25 protein-coding genes are annotated in these 18,319 nt (G+C 73.7%); 13 read left to right on the top strand and 12 right to left on the bottom strand.

Translation table 11 applies throughout. From position 1 onward, the window contains the following. The coding region (locus F9B16_RS38925; protein ID WP_151545247.1) for an ATP-binding protein DrrA1-3 family domain-containing protein at positions 1 to 395 on the top strand (395 nt) is incomplete at its 5' end. Next, positions 392 to 1,171 carry an ABC transporter permease gene (locus F9B16_RS38920; RefSeq protein ID WP_151545246.1) on the top strand — a complete coding sequence of 260 codons (780 nt, stop codon included), beginning with the start codon at positions 392 to 394 and terminating at the stop codon, positions 1,169 to 1,171. The genes F9B16_RS38925 and F9B16_RS38920, both read left to right, overlap by 4 nt. Before the next feature lie 66 nt (positions 1,172 to 1,237). On the opposite strand, the gene F9B16_RS38915 is transcribed toward F9B16_RS38920, so the two are convergent. Next, positions 1,238 to 1,474 (bottom strand): hypothetical protein, encoded by a 237-nt coding sequence (locus F9B16_RS38915; RefSeq protein WP_151545245.1) that lies wholly within the window; start codon positions 1,472 to 1,474, stop codon positions 1,238 to 1,240. Continuing rightward, a complete protein-coding gene (locus F9B16_RS38910) occupies positions 1,471 to 1,914 on the bottom strand; it encodes an ATP-binding protein (RefSeq protein WP_151545244.1) in 444 nt (147 codons plus the stop codon). The genes F9B16_RS38915 and F9B16_RS38910 overlap by 4 nt, the downstream gene beginning before the upstream one ends. Positions 1,915 to 1,992: 78 nt before the next feature. Between F9B16_RS38910 and F9B16_RS38905 the strand changes: the two genes are divergently transcribed. Both F9B16_RS38905 and F9B16_RS38900 read left to right on the top strand, forming a co-directional pair. Beyond that, a complete protein-coding gene (locus tag F9B16_RS38905) occupies positions 1,993 to 2,805 on the top strand; it encodes a helix-turn-helix domain-containing protein (protein ID WP_151545243.1) in 813 nt (270 codons plus the stop codon). Further along, positions 2,802 to 2,999, top strand: a complete 198-nt coding sequence (locus F9B16_RS38900; protein ID WP_151545242.1) for a DUF397 domain-containing protein — start codon at positions 2,802 to 2,804, stop codon at positions 2,997 to 2,999. Before F9B16_RS38905 ends, F9B16_RS38900 begins: the two co-directional genes overlap by 4 nt. A 107-nt stretch (positions 3,000 to 3,106) precedes the next feature. Here F9B16_RS38900 and F9B16_RS38895 read toward each other — a convergent pair whose 3' ends face one another. Continuing rightward, positions 3,107 to 3,655 carry a cupin domain-containing protein gene (locus tag F9B16_RS38895; protein ID WP_151545241.1) on the bottom strand — a complete coding sequence of 183 codons (549 nt, stop codon included), beginning with the start codon at positions 3,653 to 3,655 and terminating at the stop codon, positions 3,107 to 3,109. Positions 3,656 to 3,760: 105 nt separating this feature from the next. Between F9B16_RS38895 and F9B16_RS38890 the strand changes: the two genes are divergently transcribed. The 3 genes from F9B16_RS38890 (at position 3,761) to F9B16_RS38880 (ending at position 5,937) form a co-directional block, all read left to right on the top strand. Continuing rightward, complete coding sequence (locus tag F9B16_RS38890; protein ID WP_151545240.1) at positions 3,761 to 4,318, top strand: TetR/AcrR family transcriptional regulator; 558 nt, start codon at positions 3,761 to 3,763, stop codon at positions 4,316 to 4,318. Positions 4,319 to 4,493: 175 nt separating this feature from the next. After that, positions 4,494 to 5,036 carry a nuclear transport factor 2 family protein gene (locus F9B16_RS38885; protein ID WP_151545239.1) on the top strand — a complete coding sequence of 181 codons (543 nt, stop codon included), beginning with the start codon at positions 4,494 to 4,496 and terminating at the stop codon, positions 5,034 to 5,036. Positions 5,037 to 5,115: 79 nt separating this feature from the next. Further along, positions 5,116 to 5,937, top strand: a complete 822-nt coding sequence (locus F9B16_RS38880; protein ID WP_151545238.1) for a YncE family protein — start codon at positions 5,116 to 5,118, stop codon at positions 5,935 to 5,937. 12 nt (positions 5,938 to 5,949) lie between these two features. Here F9B16_RS38880 and F9B16_RS53095 read toward each other — a convergent pair whose 3' ends face one another. Beyond that, positions 5,950 to 6,051, bottom strand: a complete 102-nt coding sequence (locus F9B16_RS53095; RefSeq protein WP_225992332.1) for an AraC family transcriptional regulator — start codon at positions 6,049 to 6,051, stop codon at positions 5,950 to 5,952. Between the two features lie 19 nt (positions 6,052 to 6,070). Between F9B16_RS53095 and F9B16_RS53090 the strand changes: the two genes are divergently transcribed. Both F9B16_RS53090 and F9B16_RS38870 read left to right on the top strand, forming a co-directional pair. Then, positions 6,071 to 6,295: a hypothetical protein gene (locus tag F9B16_RS53090; RefSeq protein ID WP_225992330.1), complete on the top strand. Its 225-nt coding sequence runs from the start codon at positions 6,071 to 6,073 to the stop codon at positions 6,293 to 6,295. Positions 6,296 to 6,385: 90 nt separating this feature from the next. Beyond that, positions 6,386 to 6,748: a DoxX family protein gene (locus F9B16_RS38870; protein WP_151545237.1), complete on the top strand. Its 363-nt coding sequence runs from the start codon at positions 6,386 to 6,388 to the stop codon at positions 6,746 to 6,748. Between the two features lie 2 nt (positions 6,749 to 6,750). Here F9B16_RS38870 and F9B16_RS38865 read toward each other — a convergent pair whose 3' ends face one another. The 8 genes from F9B16_RS38865 to F9B16_RS38830 all read right to left on the bottom strand — a co-directional run bounded on the left by F9B16_RS38865 (position 6,751) and on the right by F9B16_RS38830 (position 15,816). Beyond that, entirely contained in the window at positions 6,751 to 7,845 is a 1,095-nt protein-coding gene (locus tag F9B16_RS38865; RefSeq protein WP_151545236.1) for a serine/threonine-protein kinase, read from the bottom strand. A gap of 53 nt (positions 7,846 to 7,898) precedes the next feature. Then, positions 7,899 to 8,618, bottom strand: coding sequence for an anti-sigma factor (locus F9B16_RS38860; RefSeq protein WP_151545249.1), 720 nt, complete (start codon positions 8,616 to 8,618; stop codon positions 7,899 to 7,901). Continuing rightward, positions 8,615 to 9,241, bottom strand: a complete 627-nt coding sequence (gene sigK, locus F9B16_RS38855; protein ID WP_151545235.1) for an ECF RNA polymerase sigma factor SigK — start codon at positions 9,239 to 9,241, stop codon at positions 8,615 to 8,617. Before sigK ends, F9B16_RS38860 begins: the two co-directional genes overlap by 4 nt. Positions 9,242 to 9,273: 32 nt before the next feature. Next, positions 9,274 to 10,725, bottom strand: coding sequence for an urease accessory protein UreH domain-containing protein (locus tag F9B16_RS38850; protein ID WP_151545234.1), 1,452 nt, complete (start codon positions 10,723 to 10,725; stop codon positions 9,274 to 9,276). Continuing rightward, positions 10,722 to 12,107, bottom strand: coding sequence for a tetratricopeptide repeat protein (locus F9B16_RS38845; protein ID WP_225992329.1), 1,386 nt, complete (start codon positions 12,105 to 12,107; stop codon positions 10,722 to 10,724). The genes F9B16_RS38850 and F9B16_RS38845 overlap by 4 nt, the downstream gene beginning before the upstream one ends. A gap of 110 nt (positions 12,108 to 12,217) precedes the next feature. Next, on the bottom strand, positions 12,218 to 13,753 hold the full coding sequence (locus tag F9B16_RS38840) for a DUF4331 domain-containing protein (RefSeq protein WP_151545233.1): 1,536 nt from the start codon (positions 13,751 to 13,753) through the stop codon (positions 12,218 to 12,220). A gap of 238 nt (positions 13,754 to 13,991) precedes the next feature. Beyond that, entirely contained in the window at positions 13,992 to 14,837 is an 846-nt protein-coding gene (locus tag F9B16_RS38835) for an amidohydrolase family protein (protein WP_192809205.1), read from the bottom strand. Positions 14,838 to 14,919: 82 nt separating this feature from the next. Continuing rightward, the gene (locus tag F9B16_RS38830) at positions 14,920 to 15,816 is read right to left on the bottom strand and encodes a metal-dependent hydrolase (RefSeq protein WP_151545231.1); all 897 of its coding nucleotides are present in this window, start codon (positions 15,814 to 15,816) and stop codon (positions 14,920 to 14,922) included. A gap of 376 nt (positions 15,817 to 16,192) precedes the next feature. On the opposite strand from F9B16_RS38830, the gene F9B16_RS38825 reads away from it, so the two are divergent. From F9B16_RS38825 to F9B16_RS38810, 4 genes are all read left to right on the top strand, one after another. Next, positions 16,193 to 16,573: a hypothetical protein gene (locus F9B16_RS38825; RefSeq protein ID WP_151545230.1), complete on the top strand. Its 381-nt coding sequence runs from the start codon at positions 16,193 to 16,195 to the stop codon at positions 16,571 to 16,573. A gap of 1 nt (position 16,574) precedes the next feature. After that, a complete protein-coding gene (locus F9B16_RS51590; protein ID WP_192809204.1) occupies positions 16,575 to 17,309 on the top strand; it encodes a transcriptional regulator in 735 nt (244 codons plus the stop codon). Between the two features lie 43 nt (positions 17,310 to 17,352). After that, a complete protein-coding gene (locus tag F9B16_RS38815) occupies positions 17,353 to 17,757 on the top strand; it encodes a roadblock/LC7 domain-containing protein (RefSeq protein WP_151545229.1) in 405 nt (134 codons plus the stop codon). A gap of 90 nt (positions 17,758 to 17,847) precedes the next feature. Further along, positions 17,848 to 18,219: a hypothetical protein gene (locus F9B16_RS38810; RefSeq protein ID WP_151545228.1), complete on the top strand. Its 372-nt coding sequence runs from the start codon at positions 17,848 to 17,850 to the stop codon at positions 18,217 to 18,219. Positions 18,220 to 18,319 lie beyond the last annotated feature (100 nt).

The raw sequence follows: 18,319 nt of genomic DNA, 5'->3' as shown, positions 1-18,319 counted from the left end.
CCATCTTCCTCACCACCCAATACCTCGAAGAAGCCGACGAACTCGCCGACCACATCGCCCTCCTCGACCACGGCCACCTCATCGCCGAAGGCACCGCCGACGACCTCAAACGCCTCATCCCCGGCGGCCACATCCAGTTGACCTTCGCCGACGCCCACCACCTGGACACCGCCCGCGGCGTCCTGGGCACCGGGACCGCCGACCCCGAGACCCTCACCCTGCAGGTCCCCTCCGACGGCGGTGTCCGCGCCCTGCGCGACCTGCTCACCCGCCTGGACGAGCACTCCATCGACATCGCCGACCTCAGCGTCCACACCCCCGACCTCGACGACGTCTTCCTCACCCTCACCGGCCAGCCCCACCACGACGAGCAGAAGCAGGAGACCGTGCGATGAACTCCCTGTCCCTCGCGGCGCGCGACTCGGCGACCATGACCCGCCGGCAGCTCAAGCGCCTGATCCGCTACCCGTCCATGACCGTCCAGCTGGTCATCACCCCGGTGATCATCCTGCTGCTGTTCGTCTACGTCTTCGGCGGCACCCTCGGCGACGGCCTGGGCGGCGGCGGAGGCCGCCACACCTACGTCAACTACGTCCTGCCCGGCATCCTGCTCATGGCCGCCGCCACCGCCGCCACCGGCACCGCCGTCATGGTCGCCACCGACATGACCGAAGGCATCATCGCCCGCTTTCGCACCATGCGGATCTCCCGCGCCTCTGTCCTGACCGGCCACGTCGTGGGCAGCGTCATCCAGCAGATCATCGGCATGATCGCCGTCATCGCCATCGCCCTGGCGATCGGGTTCCGCCCCAACGCCACCGCCCTGGAATGGCTCGCCGCCGCCGGACTGCTCGTCCTGTTCGTCGTGGCCGTCACCTGGCTGTCGATCGCCCTCGGCCTGAAGTCCCCCACCCCCGAAGCCGCCAGCAACGCCCCGATGCCGCTGGTCTTCCTGCCCTTCCTGGGCAGCGGGTTCGTCCCCACCGACTCCATGCCCACCGCCCTGCGCTGGTTCGCCGAATACCAGCCCTTCACCCCCATCATGCAAACCCTCCGCGGCCTCCTCCTGGGAACCCACATCGGCAACGACGCCGCCATCGCGGTCGCCTGGTGCGCCGGCATCGCCGTGGTGTCCTACCTGTGGGCCAAGCACACCTTCAACAAGGCATAACCCCCGATGAACCGGCCGAACAGGGCCGCCAGACCACCCGGTCCGGCGGCCCTGAGTCTTTGGCGGTCACCGGTCGACGCGCCAGGAGAACCGCTTCCCTCTGCCCCGGTGGACCCCTAGGCCACCGGGCCGATCAGGCGCACGGCCGACGCCGTCGCTCTCCCTCCGGTGCCTGCCCTCGTGCCTCCAGCCTGGGCCCGGCGCGAAGACCGCGCCGAGCAGGATCCCGAACGCCAGCGAGACGGTCATGGCGCCGCCGATGATCAGCGCCATCGACTCGAGATAGTCCTGCGAGGGCGTCATGCCGCACCGCCCAGCTCGACCCGCACGATTTTCCCCTTTCCCGGTCTTTTCTCCACCGTCCAGCCCCCGGAAAGGCAGGCCACCAGCGGCAGCCCCCGGCCTCCGAGGTCGCCGAGCGCCGGATAGCGCATCTCTGGAAGCTCGTCGCTCCCGTCCCACACCTCAATAACCGGACAACTCCCGGAAAGGCGGCAAACTACCTTTATTGCAGGGTCGCCGCCGGCCTTCCCGGACGCCGCGATCGCATTGGTGACCAGCTCGGACACGACGAGCCGCGCCATGTAGTCGTCGCCCAGCTCCCAATGCGACCACGCCACCGAGACGAGCTGCCGCGCCTCCCGCGCCGCCTCCGGAATCGGTTTGAGGCAGCACTCGAAAGCGTCCGCCAACCCGTCCACTTCCCGATCACCACCTTTTCTGCGAATCTTTCGGTGTTCCACTCCAAGAGTGAATGCCCCGGGCTATCTTGGCCACGGATCTGAGCAACGAGAGACAAGATCGAATATGGAGGGGCTGCGATGACGCGCCGAGAAGAGCTCGACCCCACGTCCTCGCTGTGGGATCTGTTCGCCGTCTACCTGCACGTTCTCCGGACGAAGCACGGCCTGTCCTGTGCCGCCGTCGGCCGCGAGGTGAACGCCGCTCGGCAGACTGTCTCTCACTGGGAGTCCGGTCTGCTCCGGCCCGACGAGGGCCAGATACGCGGCCTGGACGCCCTCTACGAGACCGGCGGCCTACTGGAATGGATCGCCTTCCACGCCGAGATCGTCCACGATGCGCGCTGGCAGATGCAGCACCTCAGGGACGAGGCCCGAGCGTCCATGATTCGAGTCTACGAGCGGTCGTTCATCCCGGGCCTGTTCCAAACACCCGATTACGCTCGGGCCCTGTTCATGTTGGAGGGGGCGGTGGAAGATGTGGAAGCGGCCGTCGCCACGCGGATGGCTCGGCAGGAACTCCTCCGCGCGGCGGACCCTCCACAACTGTGCATGCTGATCGACGAGGACGTGATCGATCGTGTGATCGGCGGACCGGAGGTGATGCGTGAGCAGTTGGAGCGCCTCCTGGAAATCTCGGAGAGGAAGCACGTCATCCTGCGGATCGTCCCCCGCAGTCAGGGCTTCCACCATGGGCTGGTCGGCCCCATGAAGATCATGACCGTCGGTCGTGAACTGATCGGCTTCACCGAGGCTCCCTTGGGGGGAAAGCTGATGCGAGGCCCGAAGGAGGTCCGCGAACTGGCCCTGCGGCTCGACCGCATTGGCGCGGATGCCTTGAATCGAGCCCAGTCAAGGGACGTCATCCGACGAGCATTGGAATCGCTGGCATGAAGGCTCAGTGGCAGAAGTCCAGTTACAGCAACGGAACGCACGAGGGCAGCAACTGCGTCGAGTTGGCCGCGCTCGCGATGGGGGTCGGTGTGCGGGACAGCAAGGATCGGGACGGCGGGCACGTCACGCTAGACCGTGCGTCGTTCGCCGCGCTTCTTGCTCGTATTCGCAGCGGCACTTTGGACCTGCCCTAACTCTGGCCGGTGGCCACGCTCGTGAGTCTGCCTCGCATCCGGGCGGCGGCTGCCCGGGTGCCCCAGCCGGCGTGTTCACAGCTATCAGGGTCTGATCGGCGGCGTGGCTACGCGGGCCGGGTGCGTTCGGCGCCGATGGCGACGCCGACGATCGTGCACGGCTCGGTGCCGTGGTTGCGCCACGTGTGCCTGGTGCCGTTCTGGATGACCGTGTCGCCTGCCCGCAGAACCGTCTGCTCGCCGTCGTCGAGCTCGAGCGTGACCTCGCCCGAGACGACCAGGACGTAGTCGAGGCTGTCGGTGACGTGCATCCCCGGAGGGCCGGGCTCCATCGCGGCCATCGCGCCCGGCATCAGCCGCTCCAGTGCGGCCAGGGCCGCGGCCTCGTCGAGACCGGGAGGCGGGACCGGTTCGCCCGGTGCGATCGTGTTGATCATGAAGCGGGTGCCGTCCCGGGGCGGGTAGTACGCCTCGGCAGGGCGCGGCGCGCCGTCGTCCGGGAACACGGGCCGCTCGTCCCGGCCCCACAACCGGTAGGCCGCACAACCGGGCATCAGGTCGGAAGTGATGGGCTCGACGGCACGGTCATCGACCACGCGGGCCCTGCCCGCGGAGTCGTGCCCGGTGACCACCCGGCGAACCTTCGCGTGCTCCATCCGCCCACTCCTTGATACTCATGCGTATTGATACGGTGGCGTATTGATACGGTACCGTATCCTCCGTTCGCGGGCGGGTCAATACGCGGGCGTATCCTGTGTCTCGTGGTGAACGAGTCGACCCGGCTGTCCGCCCAGGACTGGGCGCGGGTCGCGCTGAAGGCGATCGCCGACGGTGGGCTGGCCGCGGTCGCGGTCGAACCGCTGGCGCGGACGCTGGGCGTGACCAAGGGCAGTTTCTACGCGCACTATCGCAACCGGGACGAACTGATCGCGGCGGCGCTCGCGGAGTGGGTACACCACGCCGAGGAGGGGCTCGCCGAGTTCGCCGTCATCGCCGATCCGGCACAGCGGCTTCGCGAGCTGCTCACGGCCGTCCTGCGCACCGTCCAGCCGCTGGCGCCGTCGGTGCACCTGAGCCTGCTCGGCGACCGCAACGACCCCCGGGTCAGGGACGCGGTCCGCCGGGTGAACCGGGCCCGGCTGGACATGCTGGCCAGTACGTACCGCGAGCTCGGCCTGACGCCGGACCGGGCGGCGTCCAGGGCACGGGTCGCCTACGCGGCCATCCTCGGGTTGTCGCACCTGACGCAAACGGATCCAGACGCTCCGCGACCCGCCGCACTCGCCGACGAGGCGGCCGCGGTCTTCCTGACGTCATGACAGCGCACGTCGGCTGGGTCCGCTCAACGACGTAGCGATGGACGCCCGGCCCGGACCCGTGCGGGGCGCCACGGCGACCGGGCAGGCTTCCTGCTCGGCGGGGTCGGGGCGCGAGGGTCTCGGAGAGCGGGATCTTGCGGGGGCGGCGAGGGCGGAGCGCGCAGACTCGGGCGTCATGGGTGCGGAGCGGAGCGAGTGGTCCGATCGGCGGGAGATCCATGACGCCGTCCTGCGGTACTGCCGCGGGATCGACCGGCTGGACTTCGGGCTCGTCCGGTCGGCGTACCATCCGGACGCCGTCGACCACCACACCGGCTTCGACGGGACGGTCGACGAGTACATCGCGTGGGTCGAGCCGAAGCTGCGGGCCCTGCGCGGCGGGACGATGCACATCGTCGCCAACCACCTCGTCGAGCTGCTCGGCGACACCGCGATCAGCGAGACGTACGGGACGTCGGTGCACTGGGGCGAGCCCGCCGACGATCCGCGGGCGAACTTCACCAGCGGCGTGCGGTTCGTGGACCACATGGCGTGGCGGGACGGCCGGTGGGCGATCGCGGAGCGGTGGGCCGTCCGGGAGTGGACGAGGTCGGACGCGGGCCGGTTCGTGCGGAAGGAGGCCGCGGGCCCGTCGGGCACGCGGGACGGCGACGACCCGCTGATCCGGCTCCAGCGGAGTCTGCGCGGGACGGGGGCGGCGCCCGACCGCGAGGGGTGAGCCGCGGGCTGGGTCTGTCGCGGGCGGCGGGGGTGTCGGATGATCTGTCCGGCGCATCCCCCGGAGAGCGGAGTCCCCCATGCGACGGCGCATCGCCTGCACCCTGGCCCTGACCGGACTGGCCCTCGCCGCGGCCCCGGCCGCTTCGGCGGCGGAGACGTGGCAGCAGGCGTCCCGGCAGACCTACTACCTCGTGGACGCCCTGCAGCGGTCCCAGGGCATCGCGACCGACGGCACCACCTGGTACTTCTCGTGGAAGCTGGGGCTCAGCCGGGTCACCCTGGACAGCCGGACGGTGCTGGCGTCCAACCCCCTCGCGATCCCCGCGCAGCTCTCCGCGCTCGGCGCGAACCACATCGGCGACATCGACTACTACAACGGCAAGATCTACGCCCCGATCGAGGACGGCAGCGACTACCAGCACCCTTACATCGCGCTGTACGACGCGTCGACGCTGACGTACACCGGCACCTCGTACGCGCTGCCGCTCAGCGTGCAGCCGGACGGCGCGCCCTGGGTCGCGGTGGACGCGGCGCGCGGCTACGTCTACTCGTCCGCCTACAACCCGACGCCCGCGCTCAACGTCTACAGCCTCGCGGACCTGCATCTGGTGAAGACGGTCCCGCTCAGCACGACCATCGGCAGCATCCAGGGCGCGAAGATCTACGAGGGCGACCTCTACGCGTCCTCGAACAACGACGCGAAGTCCATCTACCGGATCGACCCCGACACCGGCCAGGTCACCGACGTGTTCGACCGCGCGTCCTCGCTGCCGTCCGGCTCGGAGACCGAGGGGCTGGCGTTCCTCCCGACGTCCGACGGCGCGCAGATGCACGCTCTGGACGCCGTCTCCGGGCGGCTCGCCACGTACCTCTACAACTACAAGCGGACCACGTCCTGACCCTGCGGCGCGTCAGATGAAGGCGCGGCGGTAGGAGTGGGGGCTGACGCCGGTCGTCCTCTTGAAACGGTCGCGGAACGCGGTCGGCGAGCCGAAGCCGACCTGCTCCGCGATGCGCTCGACCGGGTGGTCCGTGGCGGGCCAGGTTCTCCTGGAGCCAGCCGAGCAGCGGCTCCAGCGCGGACCCGCGGGGCGCCGGCTCTACGCCGCCGCCGGCCTCGCGGTCCCCGCGTTCGGCTTCACGACCGCGAGCGTCCTCGGCGTCCTCGGCGACGCCTGGCTGATCGTCTCGATCGTGCTGTGGGCCGCGGTCACCATCGTGATGATCGTCCGTCCCGGTTCCACGACGGGCGTGTGACGGTGACGCGTCTCACGGTCCCTTCCCGTGACGCCCGCCCGGCGGCCGGTGTCTTGTGCACGACACACCGTCCCCGGAAGGGAGAACCCCGTGAACCTCGCGCTGTGGATCGTCGCGGGCCTGCTGTGCGCCGTCATGCTGTTCGGCGGCATGACGAAGCTGATCGTGCCGAAGGAGAAGCTGGCCGCGGCCCCCGCCGGCGGCTGGACCGGCGACCGGAGCGCCGCGTTCGTCAAGACGCTCGGCGCCCTTGAAGTCCTGGCGGCGATCGGCATCGTGGTGCCCCGCGCCGTCGACGTCGCGCCGGTCATGGTGCCGGTGACCGCCGTCTGCTGGGTGCTGCTGATGGTCGGCGCGATGGCCACCCACCTCCGACGCGACGAGCGCACGGCCGTCGTGGCGAACGTGGTCTACCTGGCCATGGCCGTGTTCATCGCCGCCGGCCGCTTCTGACCTCACCGGGGGAGCAGCAGGATGCCGAGCACGAGCAGGGCGAGGCCGATGGCGAACGCCGCCGCGCCGGTGAGGAGCCTGCGCACGGGCCACGACCGCGTGTCACGCCACGCGGGCGCGGCGGCCCGCGTCGGCGCCGGTTCCCGCGCCGGTTCCTGCGCCGGTTCCTGCGCCGGTTCCTGCACCGGGTCCTGCGCCGGGTCCTGCGCCGGGTCCTGCGGCGGGACGAAGGTGGCCGGGACGAAGCCGGCCGGATCGAGGCGGGTCGCGGCGGCGAGCGAAGCGGGCGTGGCGTCGCCGCCGGTGAGGGTGAGCAGCAGGTTCCGCGCCGTCGGCCGCCGCGCCGGATCGGTCGACAGCGCGGACCTGACCACGTCCGACAGCCCCGCGGGCAGGCCGTCCAGGTCGGGCTCGGCGTGCAGCATCCGGTTGCCGACGGCGAGGAGGTCCCCGGTGCCGTACGGGTGGCGGCCGAGCCCCGCCCAGGCGACCAGGCAGCCCCAGGCGAACACGTCGCACGCCGGGTCCGGGTCGGCGCCGTGCAGCTGTTCGGGCGCCAGCCAGCCGGGCGTGCCGAGGACGATCCCGCGGGCCGTCAGGGCGGGGCCGTCCACGGCCCGGGAGATGCCGAAGTCGATGACGCGCGGCCCGGTGATCGACAGGATGACGTTCTGCGGCTTGACGTCGCGGTGGATCAGCCCGGCCGCGTGCACGGCGGTCAGCGCGGCCGCCACCCCGACGGCGAGGCTGTGCAGGGTGCCGGGCGGGAGCGGGCCGGTCCGGGCGACGTGCTCGTTGAGCGTGGGGCCGTCGATGTACTCGGTGGCGAGGTACGGCTGGTCCTCGTGTACGCCGTGGCCGAGGACGGCGGCCGTGCAGAACGAGGCCACCCGGCGGGCGGCGTCCACCTCGGCGGCGAAGCGGCGGCGGAAGCCCGGGTCGGCGGACAGGCCGGGGCGGATGAGCTTCACGGCGGCGTCGCCGCCCCCGGCGGTACGGCACAGGTAGACGGTGCCCATCCCGCCCTCGCCGAGCCGCCGCACCACCGTGTACGGGCCGATGGCCGCGGGGATCGGAGGGTTCAGGGTCGTGTCCATCGGTCCTTCCCATGACGCGGCGGTGCGAGGCGGTGTGGGGTGGTGCGGGGGCGTCACAGCCGCAGGACGGTGATCGGCGTGGTCGTCGGCTGCGGGGAGCCGCCCGCCGGTTCCACGGTGACGCCGACCCGGTCCGCGCCCGGCGGGACGGCGACGACGCGCGGCGCGATGCGTCCGGCCGAACCGGGACGGACCAGACCGGCGGGCCGCACGCCGCGCGCGCCCATCGTCCACAGCTCGTACGTCCTGGACCCCGGCAGCGCGGCCACCCCGGACCCGGCCACCACCGCCTTGCCCCGCGCGGCGGAGGACACCACCGTGAAGGTGCCGCCGGACCCGGCGGGCCCGGAGACCGTCCGGGCGTCGCCCGCCGACAGCACGGCGGCGATCGCGGCGGACCGGTCGTCGGCGCGGTCGAGGCTCCGCCGCGTCGCGACCGCGTAGCCCCCGGTCGCCAGTGCGACGAGCAGGCACGCGGCGGCCAGCAGCGGCATGACGCGCAGGTGCGGACGGCGGCGGGGGGCCCGGGGCGCGGGCTCGTCCGCGCCGTCCTGCGGGGTGCGGGCGATCTCGGTCAGGACCAGCTCGCGCAGCCTCGGTGGCGGTGGCGCCGCGGCGGCGCGGCCGAGCACGGCGGAGGTCGCCAGCAGGCCGCCGACCTCCTCCGCGCAGAACTCGCAGCTTGCCAGATGCGCCTCGAAGGCGGACCGCTCGTCGCCGGTGAGGGAGTCCAGCGCGTACGCGCCGGCGAGGGCGTGGACGTCGTCGCTCATGACGCCACCCCCAGGCAGTCGCGCAGCCGGATCATCCCGTCCCGCATCCGGGCCTTGACCGTGCCGAGGGGGACGCCGATCCGGTCGGCGACCTCGCGGTAGGTGTGGCCGTCGTAGTAGGCGAGCGTGATGGACTCGCGCTGCGGGCCGGTCAGGTGGTCCATGCAGTCGAGCAGCCGCTGCCGGTCCAGCCGGTCCATGACGAGGTCGGCCACCCCGTCGTGCGCGGCGGGCGGCTCCAGGCGGGCCGCGCGGTCGTCGCGGGCGGCCGCGGCGTGCTCCGAGCGGACCCGGTCGACGGCCCGGCGGTGCGCCATCGTCATGATCCAGCCCATGGCGCCGCCGCGGGCCGGGTCGTAGCGGCGGGCCGTCCGCCACACCTCGACCAGGACCTCCTGCGCGACCTCCTCCGCCTGGGCCGGGTCGCGCAGCACCCGCAGGGCCAGCCCGTGGACGGCGGCCGCGGTCGCGTCGTACAGCTCCTCGAACGCGCCGGCGTCGCCCCCGGCGACCCGGCGGAGCAGCGCGTCCAGCCGGGCGCCGCGCAGGTCCTCGCGCCGGCCCGCCATGGGCCCGCGGGGACGGCGCGCCGTCCTGGACGGGTCGTGCGGTCCCGTCGTCATGGCCCAGCCCCTCTCCGGAAGTCCGGCCGTTGCTATCCGAGTACGGCGGGCAGACTGCGCAGCGTCAAGCCCGCACCGAGAATCACCACCAGGACCGCCGATCCGGTCGGCACCAAATGCGCGGGAATGCGTGGCAGCCGCGGGATCCGGGCGCGCAGCCGCGGCAGGACCGCGGCCAGCCGCCGGCCGATCCCGGTGACGAGCACGCCGACCGCGGTGAGCGTCAGCGCCAGCCCGAGCCCGTAGGCGAGCACCAGCAGGAACCCGAACCACGCGTGGCCCACGGCGGCGGCGCCCAGCAGGACGACGACCGCCGACGGGCTGGGCAGCAGCCCGCCCGCGAACCCCATGAGCACCACGGTCCCGCGCCGCGGCATCCCCGCCGCCGGGTGAGCATGCCCGTGCCCGTGCCCGTGGCCGTGGCCGTGGGTGTGCCCGTGGGTGTGGTGGCGGTGGTGGAGGGCGCGGCGGAGGAGGGCGACGCCGGCGAGGACGACGAAGAGGCCGCTGGCGACGCCCAGCCAGCCGAAGGCGGACGGCCCGGCGAGCGTGGAGCCCCCCGCGACCAGGAGGGCCAGCCCCAGCACCCCCGCCGTGTGCGTGACCGTGACGGTGGCCCCGAGGAGCAGGACGTCGCGCCGGCTCCGCCGCCCCCGGCCGGCCGCCTGCGCCGCCATGATCGTCTTGCCGTGGCCGGGGGCCAGCGCGTGCGCGGCGCCCAGCACGACCGCGAGCAGCAGCGCGACCAGCGCGAACCCCGGGGTCAGCGAGCGGCGCGCGATCAGGCCGGTGAACGCCGTGGTCAGCCGGTCCACGCCGCGCGGCAGCACTCGCGACGCCGCGGGCGGCTCCGCCGGCGCCGCCGGGGCGAGCGCGGCACCGCCGGGGACCGCCCGCAGCGTCCCCGCGCGCCGGTCCGGCGGCGAGGCCAGCATGTCCTGCGGATAGGACGTCAGCCGGGCGCTCTGCGACGCGGCCGGGACGTCCGAGGACCGCAGCGTCGTCCGGTCCCCGGCGGCGGTGATCTCGTGCCAGCCGGTCCGGCCGGCGGCGCCCGCGTCCCGGAAGGCGATCACCGAGCCCGCCGGCCGCAGCCGCAGCCGCAGCGGCGCGCTCAGCGCGCATTCCAGCCGCAGCGTCGGCAGCCCGGCCTGGCCGGGCCGGGTTCGGGCGGTGGCCGACCGCACGGCGGCCCGTACCGGTGTCCCGTCGACGGTGACGCGCAGCGCCCCGGCCGCGTCGGCGCACGCCCGCCCGGCCCACCGGCCCGGGTCGGTGCCGCCCTGCAGCACCTGCGCGGCCGGGATCTCGGCGAGATCCTGCACGTGGTCGACGCGCAGTTCGCGCGCGGCCACCACGAGCCCGTCGTAGCGGTTGACGGTGAAGTTCCCCAGCGGGTGCGCCGGCCGTGCGGGCTGCGCCGGTTGCAGCGGCCCGGCGGCGAGCGCGGCGGCGGCCAGGGCGGTCGCGGTGGCGGTGATCATGCCGCACCTCCGAGCGCGGACAGCGCCGCCCGCGCCTTCGGGGCGTGCAGCGGCGAGAAGGACGGGTCGAGCCTCAGCGCGGCGGCCAGGTCGCGGCGCGCGGCGGACCGCCGGCCGAGCGACTTCTCGATCATGCCGAGGTGGTAGCGGAACGACGCGTTGCGGTAGCCGGTGGCCAGGGCCTTCTCGGCGTACGGCAGCGCCTCGGCGTCGCGCCCGCTCGCGTGCAGCGCCCAGCCGAGCGCGTCCGCGACGTGGACGCTGCGCCGCCGTCCCCATTCGGCGCGCGCGGCGGCCACGGCCGTCGCGGCGTTCCCGTGGTCGGCCTCGAACAGCGCGGTCTCCAGGTCGGTGGCGACGCCGCTCGCCCGCGCGAGCGTCGACCAGCTCCCGGCGACCGCGTACTGCCGCCGGGCGTCGGCGGTCCGCCCGCGCGCTTCCAGCAGCTCCCCGTAGCCGGTGAGGTACTGCGGCAGCGGCAGCGCGGCCACGACCCGGGCGTGGTCGGCGAGCGCCCGCGCGGTGCGGCCCCGTGCCGCCTCCACGCGGGCCCGGCCGTCGACGGCCGGCAGGTAGCCGGGGTCGTGGCGCAGCGCGAGGCCGAACTCCCGGCCGGCGGCGGCGAGGTCGCCGCCGTTCCAGGCCAGCTCGCCGAGCTGGTCGTGGACGTAGGCCTGGTCGGCGGGGGCAGTGGCCGACGATGCGGCCAGGCTGAGGACCCGGCGCGCCTCGCCCGTCCGGCCGTACAGCTCGTCGACGTAGGCGAGCCGCGTGAAGACCGGCGTCCCCGGACGGACCGCGTCGGCGTGCTTCGCGGCGGCCATCGCCTCCGGGTAGCGGCCGAGCTCGACCAGCGCGTCGATCCGTACCGCCAGGGCGCTCTGGCCGTAGGGGTTGATCGCGAGCGCCGCGTCCGCCTCGGAGAGCGCCGTACCGAAGTCGTGCCGGGCGGCGGCCAGCGCGGCGAGCCCCGCGTGCGCGCCGTCGTTGGCGTCGGGCCGGACGGCGAGCGCCCGCCGCAACGCCGCCGCCGACTTCGGGTAGTAGGACGGGTCGGCCGTCAGCCGGGCCTGCTCGACGTAGGACAGGCCGAGCGCCGTCCAGCTCTCCGCGTCGCGCGGTTGCGCCCGCAGGTGCCGCTGGAGCCGGCCGATCCCGGCGGCGGTACCGCCGCCCGCCGCCTGCCCGTACGCCTGCGGGTCGGTCCCGCCGGCGCCGGGCCCGGGATCGGCCGTCCGGCCGAGGACGCCGCCGGCGACCGCGGCGGCGATCGTCAGCGCGACCGCGAGCCCCGCGACGATCGCCGCGGTCATGAGCCGGGTGGTCAGGTGGGTCAGGGACGGCGGCCATGGAACCCGCCGCCGGGTCGGCACAGCACGCATGACATCTCCAGAAGGCTAGGAAGAACAGGGCAGAGGGGGAGGCCCGGCCGTGCCGCGAGGGGCGGCGCGGCGCGGCCGGGCCGGCTTCGCGGGCCGCGGCGCCGGAACCGCTAGGCCCGGCGGCGCAGCCACCAGACGGCGCCGCTGCCGCCCAGGAACAGCGCACCGGCCCCGATCGCGGCGATCGGCAGCAGCCGCGAGGAGCCGTCGTCCGAGGGCTCCGAGTTGGCGGCGTTCCCGGCGTTGAGCTGGGTGGTGCGCTTCCCGCTGCCCCTGGCCGCGGCGTCCTTCGCCGGCGCGCCGCGCGTCGCGGAACCGGAGTACGGCAGCGCCAGGTACGGGAACGACGAGCCGATCGCGCGGTCCGGCGCGTCGACGCCGTCGCCGAGGTCGGTCTTGGCGCCGAGCAGCTTGCCCTCGGTGACCTGCAGCGACGCGTCCACCACGTCGTCGCCGAGCCGGCGCCCGTTGGGGAACCCGGCCTTGTCGCCGGCCAGCACGCCCATCCGGTTCGGGGTGCGCGCGGGCGGGATCGAGGTGTTGAGCCGCAGCTCCTCCGCCGGGCGGACGTTCGGCGGCTGGTTCAGCCCGCGCACGCCCGTCAGGAACACCTGGACGAGGTCCTTGCGCGGCGCCGCCGGGGCGGGGGTCTTGTAGACCTTCTGGATCACCTTCGGCAGGCCAGGGTCGGTCACGTAGGGCAGGAACTGCGCGTCCTCCCACGGGACGGAGGCGTTGAACCGGTCCTTGTCCTTCGTGCCGATCACGACCTCGTTGACCAGCGGGTTCCCGAGCCGCGAGACCTGGGTGTACCAGCCGCTCGCGTTGCCGCGCTCGGTGCTCGACCAGACGCCGACGATCGGCTGCCCGCCCCCGGTGAGCATCTTCGTGGGCACCTGGAGGGCCACGCTGTTGACGTTGTAGCCGCGCAGCGTGTTGTTGCCGACCTCGGACAGGTTCCCGCCGTACAGCAGGTCGAAGACCCGCAGGTCGAGGAAGAACGGGTCGGCGGCCTGCCCGGCGAACACCTGCCCGCCCTCGGACCAGCCGCCGGCGCCGCCGGTCAGCGGGTGCAGCGCCTGCCGGCGCAGCGCCGCGTAGTCCGGCATCGACGCGCGTCCGACGTCCGACGGCGCGACGGGCACGCCGCGCGCGAGGGCCGTCCGCGACACGACGGTGCCGTTCGACTTCTTGAGCAGCGTCAGGTCGTAGGTCTGCAGGACGTTGAGGTTCGGGTCGGTGAGGCTGCGGACGGGACCGGTGTTGTAGAGGAAGGTGCTCCCGTCGCGGACGTGGTCCTGGAACGTCCACCGGAACGTCAGGTCGGCCTGGGCGTTCCCGTCGGTGTCGACGTTGATGTCGTAGTGGGCGTCGGTGGCGAACTTGTAGAAGTTCGGCCCGCCGGCCGGCTCCTCGAACGGCAGCCAGTTCCCGATGAGCGTCGTGGTGTCGGGACGGTCGGGGCTGACGAACGCGTACACGTCGGTGTTGTCGTACTGCGGCTGCCCCGAGATGAGCGGGGCCTCCCGGTGGCTGCTGGCGGTGGCCGCGCCGGGCGCGAGGCCGGCCAGGCCCCCCGCGACGAGCGCGGCCCCGGCGGCCAGCAGGACGGCGGCCCTGGAGCGGGCCGAAGCGATCCCTGGCATTGCGGTACTTCCTTCTTCGCGACGGCGGCGCGCCTTGTGCGCCGCTTGCGAAGGCCATTCGGACCGGCCGGGGTTCCGGATGGCGTACTGGCCATATCGGGTCAAACCCCTAAAAACCACGAACCGCGCCGCCCGGCCGCGCGTCCAACGCGCCTCCCCGCGCACGACGACGGCCGCCCCGATCCGTTCCGGAGCGGCCGTCGCGTGGCCGCGATCGCGCGCGGACTCCGCTACCCGCCTACCCGGCGAGGCGGTAGCGGCGGCGGGCGTTTCCGGAGAAGAGGGCCCGGCGCTCGGGCCCGGTCAGCGAGGCGGTGATCTCCTGGTAGGCGGTGAGCAGGTCGGCGTAGGTGCCGCCCACGCCGTCCACCGGGAAGTTGCTGGCGAAGAAGCAGCGGTCGACGCCGAACAGGTCCAGGCAGCCCTCGACGTAGGGGCGCAGGTCGGCGACGGACGTGGTGCGCAGCGCCATGCCGAGGCCGGAGATCTTGCAGTGGACGTTCGGCAGCGCGGCGAGCCGGGCCATGCCGTCGCGCCACTCGGCGAAGGGCTCGTCCCGCTCGGGCCAGCCGGTGTGCTCCGCCACGACCGCGAGGCCGGGCACGGCGGACAGCGCCGGGACGAACGCGGCGGCTTCGGCGGGCCGGATGATCTGGTCGAACACCAGGCCGCGGCCGGCGAGCAGGCGCAGCGCGGACGCGGTCGTCTCCGCCGCCGGGTCCACGCCGCTGAGCATCCGGACGCCGCGGAACGCCGGGGACGCGGCCTGGGCGTCCAGGTCGGCCTCGACGGTGTCCGGCGACCGGCGCGGGTCGAGGCCGCCGATGATCGCGGCGGGCCGGGCCGGGTCGGCGCGGTGCAGCCCGTCGAGCCAGGCCGTCTCGGCGAGGTAGGCGCGCGGCGCGGAGCTCGCGGACACGTGCACCGCCTCGGTGACGTCCACGCCGGCCTTCGCCGCGTCGGCGCGGTGATCGTCCGGCAGGTAGTCGCTGTACACCTCGGGGAAAAACCGCTGCAGGCCCGGGTACCAGTCCTCGTGCTCGCTCAGGTTCCAGTAGTGCACGTGCGCGTCGACGAACTCCATCGTCCCCCCAACCATATGCTTGCTTGGCTACCGTCTCACGCTACCTCTTAGCTCGGCTAACGGAATCCGGGGGGCGGGATGCTCAGGCGTAGCCGGCGGAGCGGGCGGCCGGGGAGCGCTTCAGGTAGTCGAGGGCGACCTCGGTCGAGCAGACGTGGGACGGGTGGTGGAACGGCCGCAGGTAGACGCGGCCTTCGAGCAGCAGCGAGCCCAGCCCGAAGACGTGCCCCGCCCGGACCGACCGCCGGTACGACCGGTAGACGCGGCGCACCGTCACCCGCCGGGTGATCGACGGGTCGCGCCGCAGCAGGTCGAACGTCCCCGCGACCAGCGCCCGGACGAGCAGCGCCACCGCGACCGCCCAGGTCAGGCAGCGCAGCGCGTACCCGCCGCCGAGCGCCCGGTAGACGTCGAAGACGACGGAGCGGTGCTCGATCTCCTCGGCGCCGTGCCAGCGGAACAGGTCGAGCATGGTGGGGTCGGCGCCGCAGGCGTCCAGCCGCTCGTTGTCGATGATCCACTGGCCGAGGACGGCGGTGTAGTGCTCGATCGCGCTGATCGCGCCGAGCTCGAACAGCAGCCGGCGGCGGAACCGGCGCGGGTCCTCCTCCGCCAGCCGGGACATCAGCGCGGCGCGCCCGGCGAGGCCGGCCAGCGCGCCGTCGATGACGGGCCGGGTGTCGATGCCGTCGCGGGCGAGCAGGTCGTCCAGGACGCCCTGATGGCTGCGCGAGTGCACGGTCTCCTGCCCGACGAACCCCTTGATCTCGGCGCGCAGCACCGGGTCGGTGATGTGCGGCGCGGCGTCCTGCACGCACTGGACGAACCATTTCTCGCCGGTCGTCAGCAGGATCTGGAAATAATTGATCAAATGCGAGGCGACGGGCGCGCCGGGGATCCAGTGCAGCGGCGTTGCGGTCCAGTCGAACGTCACCCGGCGCGGTCTGATCGCCGGGTGGCGCTCGTCGGTGATTCCCATGCGGTCCACGCAACCACGCGCGGGAAATGCGGTGCTATTGGGCGGCCGACGAAATTCCGGGGGCGGGGTGCGGTGCTTCGTGCGTCCCCGGAGTTGACTTCGCGGCGGGCCGCCTGGCCGGGGGCGGGGCCGGGGGCGGCGCCGGGCGGCGCGGGGGCCGGTGATTGCGGTCATTCCGCAACGGGTGGGAAAGTTCCGGCCGATTCCAGACCTCCGGGAATCTTCCGTATCCCGGAGGTCGCTGACCGGTTGCGATACTGGGGGGTATTTATACCCCGTTTTGCCCCGTGCGTGGCGCATTACCGCTTTCGCGGCGCGAGGGACAAAGACCGGGTTACGGTGGTTTTCCTGCAACTCTCATTCGGTGGGGGAATGAGTGGCCGGTATCGACGACTGCCTGGCACGGATGATGACGATCCCCGGGGCGCGGCGGGTGACCCTGATCGACTGCGCGAGCGGCCTCGCGGTCGCGAGCGCGGGCCGCGAGGACCTCGTCGACCAGCACGAGGACGCCGCCGGCGCCACCGACGTCGTGCGCGCCGTGCTCGCCTCGCCCGCGCTCAGCGCCACCGCCGCCGGCGACGACGTCGAGGAGATCATCGTCTGCGGCACCGGCGGGTACCACCTGCTCGCCCTCACCGGAGCCGACCTCGACGGGCACCTGTTCGTCCACCTGCTCGTCGACCGCGAGAACGGCAACCTCGCCCTCGCGCGGCTGCGGCTGCAGGGCCTCGTCGACGAGATGGCCGGGCGCTGACATGGCGGACCGGAGCACCGCGGCCACCGGCGACCGCGTCGCCCGCACGCTCGGCATGCTGGAACGCGAACGCGCCACCGGCCTGCTCAGCGTCGGCGGCGACGGCGCCTTCCACCTCGACCGCGGAGCCGTCACCCACGCCGCGAGCCGGCACGCGCCCGGCCCCGGCGACCTCACCGGGGCCCTCGGCGGCCCCGACCCCGAACTGCCGGCGCTGCTCGCGCTGTTCGACGCCGCCTACTTCCTGCTCGGCTCGGGGGCCGAGCCGGTGTTCACCGGAGGGCCCCCGGCGCACGGGCCCGCCCGGCGGATCACCGCGGCGACGCTCATCCACGAGCGGCGCCGGCGCCGCACCCTGCTCGACGCCGCCTGGCCGCACGGCGACGCCGACGCGGCGCCCGTCGTGCCGGTGCGGCGCGTCCGGCGCCAGCGCGTCATCCTCACCGGGCTCCAGGCGGAGATCCTGCTCAACGCCGACGGCCGGCGCACCCCCGCCGAGCTGGCCCGCGACCTCGGGCGGACGGCCTTCGCCTGCCTGCTCGCGGTCCGCGGCCTCGCCGCGGCGGCCCTGCTGCGCACCCCGCCGAACGACCCGGCGCCCGCCTCGCCGGTCACGCCCGCGGCCCCGCCGCCGGGCCCGCTCCCGCCGCAGGAGGCCGGACCGCCCGCCGAGTGGGCGCCGGCCGACCACGACCTGCTCGCACGGCTCCGGGCCGCCCTGGTGGAACTCGGGTGACGTGCGCGACCGCTTCGGGAAACTGATCGAAAGGCTGACGAAGGTGGCCGTACCAGCGACGACCGCGACCGCACCGGCGGCGGAACCGGACGTGACGGCGGAACTCCGGACGCTGCGGGCCCGCGTCCCGCGGCTCACCGGGAGCCTCGTCGCGTCCGCCGACGGGCTGCTCGTCGCGGCGGACCTCCCGCCGTCCGTCGAACCGTCCGGCATGGCGGCGGTGACCGCGTCCGGGCTGTCCCTCGCGCACCGCATCGCGCAGACCGCGCACGGCGGCGCGTTCCACGAGGTCGTCATCCGCGGCGTCGACGGCTACGTCGTCACCTACGCCGCCGGGCCCACCGCGTCCCTCACCGTCCTCGCCGAGGCCGGCGCCAACGTCGGGCGCCTCCACCTGGAGGCCCGGCCCGCCGCCCGCGCCATCGCCGCGCACCTCGCCCGCACCTGACCCCGCGCACCTGACCCCGCGCACCTGACCCCGCTCACCGCACCGCGCCGCCCGTGACCGCGCACCACGACGAACCGAAAGGGAGACCCCATGTCCAACCTGGACCTGTCGCTCAAGGACATGATGACGATCGACGGCGCCATCGGCGCGGCCGTCGTCGACTACAACAGCGGCATGGCCCTCGGCCACCTCGGCAGCTCCAAGGCCCTCGACCTCACCGTCGCCGCCGCCGGGAACACCGAGGTCGTGCGGGCCAAGCTCCGCACCATCGAGCAACTCGGCATCAAGGAGGAGATCGAGGACGTCCTCATCAGCCTCTCCGCCCAGTACCACCTGATCCGGCCCGTGACCGGCCGCAAGGGCAAGGGCCTGTTCCTCTACATGGCCCTGGACCGCACCCGCGCCAACCTCGCCCTGGCCCGCCACCGCCTCCGCGACATCGAGGAGAACCTCGAGATCTAGGCCGCGGCCGCGCCGCCCGCGGCCACCGGCCGCCGGTGGCGCGGGCGGCACCCTCGGCGAGCAGCCGGGTCGGCGCCGGGGCGTCCTGGCCGATCAGCCG

This window comes from Actinomadura montaniterrae (genome assembly GCF_008923365.1).
Classification (GTDB): domain Bacteria; phylum Actinomycetota; class Actinomycetes; order Streptosporangiales; family Streptosporangiaceae; genus Spirillospora; species Spirillospora montaniterrae.
Note: the sequence above shows the minus strand (reverse complement) of the source record. Positions and strands in the feature narration are given on the sequence as shown.